Here is a 13165-nt window from a genome sequence, read left to right on the forward strand (position 1 = left end):
TCACTTTCAGCCAGCGTGCAGGAAACGAATCGCTTCGTCGCGGCGGTGCAGATAGAGCAGGGTGCGCAGGCTCTCGCCGCGCGGGCCGGTCAGTTCCGGGTCGCGCTCGATGACGTAGGCTGCGTCTTTGCGGGCGATTTCCAGAAGATCGGCATGGGCCTCGAGGCTGGCGATGCGGAAGCCCGGCGTGCCGGACTGGCGGGTGCCGAGGAGTTCGCCTTCACCGCGCAGCTTCAAATCCTCCTCGGCGATCAGGAAGCCATCCTCGCTGTCGCGCAGGATGGAAAGCCGGGCGCGGCCGTTTTCGCTGAGTGGGCCTTTATAGAGCAGGATGCAGGTGGAGGCCTCGTCGCCGCGGCCCACACGGCCGCGCAGCTGGTGAAGCTGGGCGAGGCCGAAACGCTCGGCGTGTTCGATGACCATGATGGTTGCATCCGGCACGTCGACCCCGACTTCCACCACGGTCGTCGCCACCAGCAGCCGGGTTTCGCCGTTCTTGAAGGCAAGCATGGCCGCATCCTTCTCCGGGCCGCTCATGCGGCCGTGGATGAGGCCGATATTGGCGCCGAGCATCTGCGAGAGAACCGCATGCCGCTCCTCCGCCGACATCAGGTCGGATTCTTCCGTTTCCTCCACCAGCGGGCAGATCCAGTAGGCTTTCTTGCCTTCCTTCAGCGCCGCGCGCAGTCGTTCCACGATGTCGCCGATCCGCTCAGTGGGGATCGTCACGGTCTGGATGGGCTTGCGGCCGGCCGGTTTTTCGGTGAGCTTGGAGACATCCATATCGCCGAAAGCGGCCAGAACCAGCGTGCGCGGAATAGGCGTGGCGGTCATGACCAGCATATGCGGCGTGATGCCCTTGGCGGTGAGGCGCAGGCGCTGGTGCACACCGAAGCGATGCTGCTCGTCCACCACTGCCAGCACGAGGTTCCTGTAACTCACGCTGTCCTGAAACAGCGCATGGGTGCCAATGACGATCTGCGCTTCGCCGGAAGCGACGCGCTCCTCGATCTCGCGGCGCTCCTTGCCCTTGGTGCGGCCGGTCAGCACTTCGACGGTGATGCCTGCTGCCTGAGCGAGTTTGGAGATGGTGGCGTAATGCTGCCGGGCAAGGATTTCGGTCGGTGCCATCAGCACCGCCTGTCCGCCGGCCTCCACCGCTGTTGCCATGGCCATCAGCGCCACCAGAGTCTTGCCCGCACCGACATCGCCCTGCAGCAGGCGTAACATGCGGTCTTCGCCGGCCATGTCGGTCAGGATATCTTTCACCGCAGCGCTCTGGCTCGCCGTCAGCGAGAATGGCAGTTGCGACAGGATTTTTGCGGTGACATCACCCTTGGCGCGGATCGGCTGGCCCGCCACCTTGCGCAGCCGCTGGCGCACCAGCGCCAGTGACAGCTGCCCGGCGAGGAATTCGTCATAGGCAAGCCGCCTGCGCGCCGGGGCCTGCGGTTCGATATCGGCGCTGTCGCGTGGGTCGTGCAATTCGCGGAAGCTTGAGGCGACATCGCCGAAACCCTGCCTCGTCTTCAGTGTCTCGTCGATCCATTCGGGAAAGACCGGCAGCTTTGAAAGCCCGCCTTCGATCGCCTTGCGCAGCACCTTGGCAGACAGCCCGGCGGTCATGGGATAAACGGCTTCCACCAAAGGCAGGTTTTCCGCCTCGGAAAGCTTCACCATGAAATCCGGATGCACCATGGAGGCGCGGCCGTTGAACCAGTCCACCTTGCCGCTGACGAGAACCTCTTCATCAACGGGCAGGGCCTTGGACAGCCAGTCGCCCTTGGCGCGGAAGAAGGTCAGCGCCAGTTCGCCGGTCTCGTCATGCAGGAAGACGCGATAGGGCGCATTACGGTTTCCCGGCGGTGGCGGCTGGTGGCGGTCGACACGTCCCTGAATGGTGACAATGGCGCCGGGTGCTGCCAGCGCAATGCCGGGGCGGTTGCGGCGGTCGATGACGTTGGATGGCGCGTGGAAGAGGAGATCGATGACGCGGGTGTCGTCGGCACTTTCCCGACTGAGGAGCTTAGCCAGAAGATCGGCAAGTTTCGGCCCCACACCGGCAAGGGTGGAGACGGAGGCAAACAGCGGATCGAGAATGGCCGGGCGCATGGGTCAGCAAAATCGGGGAAGGGGGCGGCTTATGCAAGACTTCGGTGGCCACAAAGGCGGGTTATCACCGGCAGATTTTCACCGCCGTGGCATTATTTCGATAAAAACCGGTTCCCAAGCGTTCGCCTCCTGTTCTATAGGAGGTCGTAATGGACGGCACAAAGATTGAGCAGCAGGTTGCAAGTTCGAAGCCTGCTGTTTTCCGTGACGCTCACCTCTCCCTCATCCCTGTGCTTGTCACAGGGATCCAGCCAGCCCAAGTCCTTGGGCTGAAAGGAGTCTCTCCGCCGCGCCGACGCGCGTCGGCTGGATTCCTGTGACGAGCACAGGAATGAGGGGGGTGGATGGCGTGTCAGGTGAAATCATGCGCTGCAAACCGATACGGGAAGGAAAATGCGATGACTGGACTGGTGCGCACGAGTGCCGACCTCGATCCGAGACGCCGGCGGATTCTTTACCGCTGCTGGCATCGGGGCATTCGCGAGATGGATCTGGTGCTCGGGCAATTCGCGGAAGACAATATTGCCGGGCTTTCCGACGATCAGCTCGACGAGTTGGAAGTCATCATGGCGGAAGAGGATAACGACCTCGTCAAGATGGTGACCGGCGCCCTTGCCATACCGGAAAAATTCCAGACCCCGCTGTTCGAGAAGATCGCCTCCTACCGTCCCGATTTCGATCTCGTCACCACTGACACCCTGAAAGCGTGAGAATATGATAGCCGGATTCGATGCAAAGCTGGTGTCGTCGGCCGATACGCCGCTGACCATCGGAAACGTGCCTTCCGGCATGGAAGCCCTTTTGCTTGCCGATATGGCGCGGGCCGGCACGTCGGTCGCCTATGTGATGTCGGATGGCCAGCGGGTCGCCGATCTCGAACAGATTCTCGGTTTCGTCGCGCCGGATATTCCGGTGATGACGCTGCCCGCCTGGGACTGCCTTCCCTATGACCGCGTGTCACCGAGCGCTGACACCTCGGCGCGCCGGCTGGCGGCGCTCTCCGGTCTCATCGCCCACGCGAAGAAACCGCATCCGGCCATCGTGCTGGTCACCGTCAACGCCATGCTGCAGAAGATGGCGCCGCGCGACATTATCGAGAGTCTCGGCTTTTCTGCCAAACCCGGCAACCAGATCCGCATGGAGGAGATTGCCGCGCGGCTGGAGCGCAACGGTTTCGACCGGGTGGCGACGGTGCGCGAAGTGGGCGAATTCGCCGTGCGCGGCGGCATTCTCGACGTCTTCGTGCCGGGCACCGAAGAGCCGGTGCGGCTCGATTTCTTCGGCGATACGCTGGAAAGCATCCGCACCTTCGATCCGGCCAGCCAGCGCACCATCGGTCAGGCGCGCTCGCTCGATCTGAACCCGATGAGCGAAGTGACGTTGACGCCGGATACGATCAGCCGGTTCCGCAAGAACTACCTGTCGCTGTTCGGTGCGGCGACCCGCGACGACGCGCTTTATCAGGCCGTCTCCGAAGGCCGCCGTTATGCCGGCATGGAGCATTGGCTGCCGCTGTTTTACGAGCAGCTGGAGACCGCCTTCGATTATCTGAAGGATTTCCGCATCGTCACCGACCATACGGCGCGGGAGGCGGCGAAAGAGCGCTCCAAGCTGGTGCTCGATTATTACGATGCGCGCCGCAGCTCCGGCGAAACCAAGGGCTCAACGCAGGGCGCGCCCTATAAGCCGGTTTCGCCCGGCCAGCTTTATCTCGACGGCAAGAGCTTCGATGCCGCACTGGCTGCCGTCAATGCGGTACGTCTGACGCCCTTCAACGAGCAGGACAGCGAAGGCCGCCCGGTCGCGACGCTCGATGCCCATGTCGGTCCGCGCTGGGCGCGCCCGCCAACCGAGGGCGAGAGCGATGAGCGGGTCAATGTTTTCGATCTGGCGGTAAAGCACATTGCCGAACGCCGCGCCAGGGGCTGGAAGGTGCTGATCACCGGCTGGTCGGAAGGTTCGCTCGACCGCTTGTTGCAGGTGCTGAACGAGCACGGGCTTGAAAAGATCAAGCCGGTTACCTCGCTGAAAGAGGTGGAGAAGCTTGGCAAGGGCGAGGCGGCCTCGGCGGTTCTGAGCCTTGAGGCCGGGTTCGAGACCGGAACGCTGGCCGTTATCGGCGAGCAGGATATTCTCGGCGACCGCATGGTGCGCCGCTCCAAGCGCCGCAAGCGCGGCGCGGATTTCATCTCGGAAGTGGCGGGGCTGGATGAGGGCTCACTGGTCGTCCATGCCGAACATGGCATCGGCCGCTTCGTCGGCCTGCGGACAATCGAGGCGGCGGGTGCGCCGCGGGCCTGTCTGGAACTGCATTATGCCGATGACGCCAAGCTGTTCCTGCCGGTTGAAAACATCGATCTTCTGTCGCGTTACGGTTCGGATGCGGCGGAAGCGCAGCTGGACAAGCTTGGCGGCGGCGCATGGCAGATGCGCAAGGCCAAGCTCAAGAAACGCCTGCTGGATATGGCCGACGAGCTTATCCGCATTGCGGCGGCGCGCCTGGTGCGCCATGCGCCGGTGCTGACGGCGCCGGATGGGCTTTACGACGAATTCGCCGCCCGTTTCCCCTATGACGAGACGGAAGACCAGTTGAACGCGATTGAGTCCATCCGCGAGGATCTGGGGGCCGGCCGGCCGATGGATCGCCTGATCTGCGGCGATGTCGGTTTCGGCAAGACCGAAGTGGCGCTTCGCGCCGCGTTCCTCGCCGCCATGAATGGCGTGCAGGTGGCGGTGGTGGTGCCGACCACGCTGCTTTCCCGCCAGCATTTCCGCACCTTCTCGGAACGTTTCCGTGGGTTGCCGATCCGGGTGCAGCAGGCTTCGCGCCTCGTGGGCTCCAAGGAACTGACGCTGACGAAAAAGGAAGTGGCGGACGGAAAGACGGATATCGTCGTCGGCACCCATGCGCTGCTCGGCGCGGGCATCAGCTTCGCCAATCTCGGCCTGCTCATCATCGACGAAGAGCAGCATTTCGGCGTGAAGCACAAGGAGCGGCTGAAGGAGCTGAAGAGTGACGTGCATGTGCTGACGCTCTCCGCGACGCCTATTCCGCGCACCTTGCAGCTTGCCATGACCGGTGTTCGCGAATTGTCGCTCATCACCACGCCGCCGGTGGACCGCATGGCGGTGCGCACCTTCATTTCGCCCTTCGATCCGCTGGTGATCCGCGAAACGTTGATGCGCGAACATTATCGCGGCGGCCAGAGTTTTTACGTCTGCCCGCGCCTTGCCGATCTTGCCGATATTCACGCTTTCCTGCAATCGGATGTGCCGGAACTGAAGGTGGCGGTGGCGCATGGGCAGATGCCGGCCGGCGAACTGGAAGACATCATGAACGCCTTTTATGACGGCAAATATGATGTGCTGCTGTCGACCACCATCGTCGAATCCGGCCTCGATGTGCCGACCGCCAATACGCTGATCGTGCACCGCGCCGACATGTTCGGCCTCGCCCAGCTTTACCAGCTGCGCGGCCGTGTCGGACGCTCCAAGGTGCGCGCCTTTGCGCTCTTCACCCTGCCGGTCAACAAGGTGCTGACGACCATGGCGGAGCGGCGGCTGAAGGTGCTGCAATCGCTCGATACGCTGGGCGCCGGCTTCCAGCTGGCGAGCCACGACCTCGATATTCGCGGTGCGGGCAATCTGCTCGGCGAGGAACAGTCCGGCCATATCAAGGAAGTCGGTTTCGAGCTTTACCAGCAGATGCTGGAAGAGGCGGTTGCCGAAGTGAAGGGTGACGAGCAGGTGCAGGATAGCGGCTGGTCGCCGCAAATCTCGGTCGGCACCTCTGTCATGATCCCGGAGGATTATGTTCCGGATCTGCATCTGCGCATGGGTCTTTACCGCCGTCTCGGCGAGCTTGCGGATATCAGCGAGATCGATGGTTTCGGTGCGGAAATGATCGACCGTTTCGGCCCGTTGCCGAAAGAGGTGCAGCATCTCCTCAAGATCGTCTACATCAAGTCGCTCTGCCGCACCGCCAATGTCGAGAAGGTGGATGCCGGGCCGAAGGGCGTGGTCGTGCAGTTCCGCAACAAGGAATTCCCGAACCCGGCAGCGCTTGTCGCCTATATCGGCAAGCAGGGCACGATGGCGAAGATCCGCCCCGATCACAGCCTGTTCCTGACCCGCGACCTGCCGACGCCGGAAAAGCGGCTGGCGGGTGCGGCGATGGTCATGACACAGCTGGCGGAGCTGGCGCGTTCCTGACACTTTCGAGAGGTTGCCGATCCATAGCGGACCGATGCGCGTGGGGCTTTACCCCCCTCTGCCCTGCCGGGCATCTCCCCCTCAAGGGGGGAGATCGGCAAGAGGCGCTACCATCGTTTCACGCGTAAGCTTCAAGGTGGGCGAGACCTTGCCGCAGATCGATCTCCCCCTTGAGGGGGAGATGCCCGGCAGGGCAGAGGGGGGTAAAGCCCTATGCGCATCGGTCCGCTGTCAATGGACAACCTCCCCAAAGCCAACACCGACGCGGAAAGCAAAACGCAGCTTCCGGCCTTTGGCCGGTCGCTCGCGGCGCTCTGTTCAATGTCAGTGCATCCCTCGCCACTGGGCTGGTGTCACGCCTTCCCAGGTTCGAAACGCCCGATAGAACGAGCCTGTGTCCTGGAAACCCAGCAGGAAGGCAATCTCTTCAATTCCATTGCGTTTGTCTGAAAGCAGGTCGCGGCCGAGTTCCTGCCGCGCCTGCTCAATGAGCGCTCGATAGTTCGATCCCTGTTCGGTGATACGACGCTGCAGGGTTCTTTCGCTCATGCCGAGTTCGCGCGCCACCTCGGAAATCTCCGGCTTGCCGCTTGCGATGCGGCGTTTGATCAGAATCTTGACCTGCTCCGGCAGCGAGGATTGCGCCTCGATCTCGCCAAGGGAGGTCGCAAGCGCGGGCTCCAGTATAGCCAGCAGTTCGGGATTATGCCCGGCGAATGGAAGATCGAGATCGTCGCGTTTCAGCACCATGGCATTCTGCGGGCAGCCGGTGCGGATGGGTGCGTCGAAATAACTCCGATGGACGTCGGAAACAGGTCCATGGCGAATCATCTCCACCCGAACCGGGGTGACATGTCTGCCGGTGCCCCGCCGCCCCAGTTCCAGAAGGGCGGCGAAAGTGACGTCGGCCGCAGCGTCCGGCTCGGCCTCGTCAGTGTGCAACCATCTTACGGCGATCCGGGCCTCGCCGCCGCTTTCCGTTACCGAAAGCTCTTCCGGGGTGCACAGTCGCTTGAAGCGGGCCAGCCGGTGCAGCCCGTCGCGATAGTCGCGGGCGAAGAAGGCTGACATGGTGGCGGGTGGATGCATCGCCGTGTCTGTCTCGACCGTCATCCGGAGGCCGATGGCCGAATCCTGCGACAGGGCCTCGACCGCCCGCCACAGGTCGAAATATTGCGCCGTGGTCAACCATGCATCCGGAGCGATGTGCAGCGTTGCGGGAAGCTTCGCCTGCCGCAGCAGGGCCGGAGCGGGCAGCCCCATACGCTCCGCCGCCCGCCAGAAAGCCTGGGGCAGCCTGCACCTGTCGCTCAAATCCCTGCTCATGATCCGACCTCCGGCCTTCTTTCTACATCTGGCTTCTGATCAGCCTGTCGAAGGCCCGGTCGCCGAACCATTTGCGCACGCCGATCATCAGCCGGGCGTATTTGCCGGCCGCATAACGTGTCTTCGGGCGGGCGGACCTGACCGCCTTGCTCACCACGTCGGCAATGACCTCGGGATCGGTGCCCATACCCTTACCGTAGCTTCGGTCCATGGAAGCCGCAACGCTCTGCGCCATCTTCGCATAAGGGCCGGTTGCCGAGCGTTCGAGGAGACCCTGCGCTGCGGCAGCGCCGAAACCGGTCTCGATCAGGCCCGGCTCGACCACCACGACGCGGATGCCGAATGGCTCGGCTTCCAGCCGCAGACTGTCCGACCAGCCTTCCAGCGCGTGTTTGGTCGCGTGATACCAGGCACCCAGAACGGTGTAGATTTTGCCGCCCATCGAGGTGATGTTGACGATGGTGCCTTTGCCCCTTGCGCGCATGGCCGGCATAAGGAGCTGTGTCAGACGCGCAGTGCCGAAGACGTTGACCTCGAACTGGTAGCGCGCCTCGTCGAGCGGAATCTCCTCGACGGGGCCGTAGAGCCCGTAGCCGGCATTGTTCACCAGCACATCGACGCCACCGGATCGTGCGGTAATCGCGGCAACAGCGGCGACGATGTCCTCGTCGCTTGAGATGTCCATGCGCAGCGCAATCGCGCCAAGCTTTTCCAGGTCCGTCATCCTGTCGATGCTGCGCGCGGCGACATAGACGAGATAGCCATCGGCGATCAGGCGTTTGGCGATGCTTTTGCCCATGCCGGATGACGCGCCGGTAACGAGGGCGGTCGGTTGGGTTCGTATGTTCATGTCGGCACCTCTTGCTCTTGAATAGGGCCAACATAAGTCGCGCATCGTGCCATCGCAGTGGCGGAACACGCCATATTTATGGTGCAAGCCGCCAGGTCTCGTCTTTCAAACTTATGAGGGGCACACTTATGAGGGGTTTTCCGGCGTGATGCCAACGGCCACGTTCTGGTCAGTGGCGGCGATCGAAGCGGGCAGCGGCACCTTTCTCTGTTTCTCGCGGATCAGCGTCAACAGGCCGGAGCCGACGATGAGAGCGATGCCGACCAGCATCCATCCGTCGATACGGTCGCCGAAAATCAGGTAACCGAACAGGATAGCCCAGAGCATCTGGCTATATTGCGTCGGTCCGATCATGGCGGCGGGCGCATATTGGGCGGCATACATGACCAGCACGTTGCCAAGCGCGCCGAGCAGGCCATATCCCGCCAGCAGCAGCCATTGCTCGCCGGCTGGCATGACAAAAGTCGGCACCATGGCGATGCCGCTTATGGTGAGACAGCCGAGCACACCGGCACCATAAAGCGAGACATTCTTTTCCGACGGGCCCATGGCGCGGAAGATGACGATGCTGAGTGCACCGCTGAAGCCGCCGATGATGGCGCCGAGATGGCCGACGCCGAGTTCGCGGAAGCCCGGACGCAGGATGACCAGCACGCCGAGGAAACCGATGATGACGGCCGACCAGCGCTTGATGCCCACCTGTTCCTTCAGGAACACCACCGACATGATGGTGACGAAGGAAGGGAGCAGGAAGATCAGCGCGAAGGCTTCCGCCATGGAAAGATGGGTGAAGGCGGTCACGCTGCCCACTGCGCCGGTCCCGGCTGCAAAAAAGCGGATGATCCACAAAGGGCGGTTCGTCGTTCTGACGATATCCACCCAGCGGTCGTTGCGCTTACGGATGAAGGGCAGGGCGGCAAAGCCGAAAAGGGCGCCGAAGAAGGCCGATTCGATCGGCGAGATCTGGCCTTCTATGAGTTTAACGCTTGCATCGCTCCAGGCGTAGGCAGCGAAGGCGGCAAAGGCGAGCAGAATGCCTTTCAGGGTCTGGTCGGACACGGAAACACCGGCGAAAAATCGAGTTGATGAAAACCGCCGGTGGTTTGACCGTCAGTTCATCGATCTATGCTCGTCCGCCTTGATTTTTGCAATATCCCGCAGTGCAGCAATCAATACATCCGGCGTTTGTGCACCGCTTATGGCGTATTTCTGGTCGATGATGAAGAAGGGCACGCCGGCGACGCCCATTTGCTGCGCCGCATCAATTTCGGCGATGACGGTGTCCTTGTCGGCGTCCGAGGCCAGAAGCCGGGCTACGACCTTGGCGTCCATGCCGGATTTTTCGGCCACATCGGTCAGCACCGCGTGATCGCCGATGTTGCGCCCTTCCTCGAAATTGGCCTTGAACAGGGCGGTGACGACCTTTTCCTGAACGTCGCGGCCTTCGGAATGCGCCCAGAGCGACAGCCGATGGGCGTCGAGCGTGTTCGGCCCGATCTTGATCGCATCGAAATCGTAATTGATGCCGACTTCCCTGCCGAGCTGTACCAGCGTGGCATGCGCCTGTTCGAGGCGTTCCTTGCCGAGCTTTTCCTCGAGAGCGGCTTTCTGGTCGACGCCTTCAGGCGGATAATCCGGGTTGAGGCGGTAAGGACGCCAGTTCACGTCGACGCTGATTTCGTCCTGCACCTCGGCAATGGCGAGATCGAGCCTTGCCTTGCCGAGATAACACCACGGGCAGACCATATCCGATACGACGTCGATAACGATGCGTTCCATGGTTTTATCTTCCCTTTTCTCTGCCGGGGATGGGTGCGGTGCGGTTTATTGCGCCCGCGCATCCCACCAGGTCTGTTTCTGATTGCCGGATATCGGCGTCATATCCGGGCGGTCGATATATTTCCAGCGGGCCACCCATTGCGCGCCGATATAATAGAGCGGAATGACATAGTGGCCGGCAACGAGAAGGCGGTCGTAACCGCGCACCGCCGCCTGAAAATCCTCCGTCGACCTTGCCTGCAGCAGGGCCTCGATCATGCGGTCTATATCGGGATTTGCAGCACCCGCATAGTTGAAGCTGCCCTGCGCATCCCGCGAGAGCGAACTCCAGCGGTTGAGCTGTTCCATGCCCGGTGAGAGCGAGGAGGGCAGGGAGCGGATGATCATATCATAGTCGAAGCTGTTCGAGCGGGCCTGATATTGCCCGTCATCGACCGAGCGGATGCCCATGGCGACGCCGATCAGGTTGAGCGAACGCTGATAGGCAAGCGCAATGCGCTCCTGCGCCGGGTTCTGCGTCATGATTTCGAAGGCAAGCTGACGGCCATTGGCATCGGACATCCTGCCGTTCTTGATGCTGTAGCCAGCCTCTTTCAGCTTGTCGACGGCCATTTTCAGAACTTTGCGGTCCGCGCCGGTGCTATCGGTGGTCGGCATGGCATAGGTTCCCGCCAGCAGTTCCGGCGGCATGGTTTTCGCCGCGTCGCCAAGCAGGGCAAGCTCGCGCTCGTCTGCGGCATTGCCATAGGCGCCGAGCGGGGAGTTCTGCCAGTAACTCTGCGTGCGCTTGAAGGAGCCGCCGAGGATGTTCTTGTTCATCCATTCGAAATCGAGCGCATAGGACAGGCCCTCGCGCACCTTTTCGTCGGCGAAGACGGCGCGGCGGGTGTTGAAAACGAGGCCGAACATGCCGGTGGGCAGGCGCGGCTGGAAGACGTCCTTGACGATATCGCCGCGATGGACGGCCGGGAAATTGTAAGCCTGTCCCCAGTGGGAGGTATCGGAAGTGCCGTTGATGGCGTCGCCTTCAGGATAAATGTCGATATCGCCCTTCTTGAAGGCCTCGAACATGGTGGTGACCTGCAGGAAATAGGTGACGCTGATCTCGTCGTAATTGTCGAAGCCGACTTTGCCGGGAATATCCTTGCCCCAATAATCCGGGTTCCGCTCCCAGATGATTCGTTCGCCCGGCCGCAGGGTTTTGATTCGGTATGGACCCGAACCGACGACCGGACCGAGGCCCGCCTGCTCGAATTTTTCCGGATCGATCGCATGTTTCGGCAGGATCGGGGTGGAGGAGGCGAGAATGAGCGGCGTTTCGCGGTTCGCCTTGTCATTGAAGGTGAAACGCACGCTGCGATCGCCGATTTTTTCCAGCTTCGCCACGCCGTCCAGACGGGTGTTGAAGGGTGGGCGGCCTTTTTCCTTCAGGAGGTTGAAGGTGAAGATCACGTCATCTGCGGTCACCGGCTCGCCATCGGACCATTTTGCCTTCGGGTTGAGGTTGAACTGGACGAAGCTGCGCTCCTCATCCCACTCCGCGGTTTCGGCGAGCAGGCCGTAAAGGCTGAAAGGCTCGTCGCTGGAGCGCAGCATCAGCGGTTCGTAGAGAAGATTGCCGAATTCCGGGTCCCAGACGCCGCGTGCGGTGGTGCGCATTCCCTTGAGAACGAAGGGATTGAGGCTGTCGAAGGTGCCGACGACGCCATAGGAGATGCGGCCGCCTTTCTTTACGTCCGGATTGACGTAAGGGAGGTGGCGGAAATCTGCCGGCAGGGCGGGTGTGCCGTGCATGGAAATGCCGTGAAGCGGCTGTGCCAGGGCGGTTCCGGCGGGAAGCAGGGATGATCCCAGAAGGAACAATGCGGGGATGAGGGCCGCAAGGTTGCGCATGTCACTATCCTGTCTCAACGGTCAGTCCGATATGTGGACCTGACCGGTTTATCGTCATGATTCTGGCAGATATGTAGCACACGGACATTGCATGACCCATGCAACGGCGGGAAATCTTGGGTCAGCTCAAGAAAAAGTTAAAGAAGTGCTGGATATCGCCGCGATCGGCATGTAACAGGGGGACCGGAAGAGACGGGTCACGCATTTGCCTCATTTAAACGACAGTTGAACGGGCAGAAGGATACCGCCATCGGCGAACAGGACCTCGCGGTTCTGTTCTGGCAGACATTCAGGAGACGGAACTCTTATGATGCACAAGGCAAACACATTCACCCGGACGGCTCTGTCCGCTCTGGTCCTTTCTCTCGGCGCAATGTCCGCTCCGGCCATCTCGCAGGCGCAGGATGCTGCTCCCGCCGCTCAGGGCGCTGGCGCTCCGCCGCTCGGCTGGTTCAAGACCTGCTCCAAGCAGGAAGACAACGATGTCTGCGTCGTGCAGAACGTGGTTCTTGCCCAGAACGGTCAGATGATCACCGCCGTCGGCCTCATCACCGTTGAAGGCAAGGTCAACCGCAAGCTGCTGCAGGTCTCCGTTCCGACCGCGCGTCTCGTTCCTCCGGGCGTGATGATGCAGATCGACGGCGGCAAGGGCCAGAAGCTCGATTACGCCGTTTGCCTTCCCGACAAGTGCACGGCCGAAGTTCCGCTGACGGACGCGATGATCGCTTCCCTGAAGAAGGGTAGCGAGGTGGTCTTCACCTCCATCAACTTCCGCCGCGCTCCGAACCCCATCAAGATCGCGCTCTCCGGCTTCACCGGCGCCTATGACGGCCCGGCGATCACCCAGTCGCAGCTTGCCGAAAGCCAGCGCAGCCTGCAGGAAGGCATGCAGAAGAAGGCTGAAGAGGCCCGCAAGAAGCTGGAAGCCGCACAGGACGCTGCCAAGGGCGCGCCGAAGCCCTGATCGCAGCGTAAGCTCCAAAAACAGGAAAA

Annotated in this window: 9 protein-coding genes; 3 read left to right on the forward strand and 6 right to left on the reverse strand. The window is 61.9% G+C overall.

The genetic code is table 11. From position 1 onward, the window contains the following. Positions 1-6: 6 nt before the first annotated feature. A complete protein-coding gene (gene recG / locus ACQZ5K_RS09990) occupies positions 7-2112 on the reverse strand; it encodes an ATP-dependent DNA helicase RecG (RefSeq protein ID WP_448740260.1) in 2106 nt (701 codons plus the stop codon). Positions 2113-2510: 398 nt separating this feature from the next. Between recG and ACQZ5K_RS09995 the strand changes: the two genes are divergently transcribed. Both ACQZ5K_RS09995 and mfd read left to right on the forward strand, forming a co-directional pair. Then, positions 2511-2822 (forward strand): FAD assembly factor SdhE, encoded by a 312-nt coding sequence (locus ACQZ5K_RS09995; RefSeq protein ID WP_065655165.1) that lies wholly within the window; start codon positions 2511-2513, stop codon positions 2820-2822. Between the two features lie 4 nt (positions 2823-2826). Beyond that, complete coding sequence (gene mfd, locus ACQZ5K_RS10000) at positions 2827-6324, forward strand: transcription-repair coupling factor (RefSeq protein WP_448740261.1); 3498 nt, start codon at positions 2827-2829, stop codon at positions 6322-6324. A gap of 324 nt (positions 6325-6648) precedes the next feature. On the opposite strand, the gene ACQZ5K_RS10005 is transcribed toward mfd, so the two are convergent. From ACQZ5K_RS10005 to ACQZ5K_RS10025, 5 genes are all read right to left on the reverse strand, one after another. After that, positions 6649-7587, reverse strand: coding sequence for an AraC family transcriptional regulator ligand-binding domain-containing protein (locus tag ACQZ5K_RS10005; protein ID WP_448740278.1), 939 nt, complete (start codon positions 7585-7587; stop codon positions 6649-6651). Positions 7588-7672: 85 nt separating this feature from the next. Next, complete coding sequence (locus ACQZ5K_RS10010; RefSeq protein WP_448740262.1) at positions 7673-8500, reverse strand: oxidoreductase; 828 nt, start codon at positions 8498-8500, stop codon at positions 7673-7675. Between the two features lie 126 nt (positions 8501-8626). Next, positions 8627-9559, reverse strand: coding sequence for a DMT family transporter (locus tag ACQZ5K_RS10015; protein WP_174056941.1), 933 nt, complete (start codon positions 9557-9559; stop codon positions 8627-8629). A gap of 51 nt (positions 9560-9610) precedes the next feature. Continuing rightward, complete coding sequence (locus ACQZ5K_RS10020) at positions 9611-10279, reverse strand: DsbA family oxidoreductase (RefSeq protein WP_003523423.1); 669 nt, start codon at positions 10277-10279, stop codon at positions 9611-9613. A 45-nt stretch (positions 10280-10324) separates the two neighbouring features. After that, positions 10325-12172 carry an extracellular solute-binding protein gene (locus ACQZ5K_RS10025; RefSeq protein WP_059760270.1) on the reverse strand — a complete coding sequence of 616 codons (1848 nt, stop codon included), beginning with the start codon at positions 12170-12172 and terminating at the stop codon, positions 10325-10327. A gap of 307 nt (positions 12173-12479) precedes the next feature. Between ACQZ5K_RS10025 and ACQZ5K_RS10030 the strand changes: the two genes are divergently transcribed. Next, positions 12480-13136, forward strand: coding sequence for an invasion associated locus B family protein (locus ACQZ5K_RS10030; protein ID WP_003523420.1), 657 nt, complete (start codon positions 12480-12482; stop codon positions 13134-13136). Positions 13137-13165 lie beyond the last annotated feature (29 nt).

The sequence above is a fragment of the Agrobacterium sp. 22-226-1 genome (assembly GCF_053522345.1).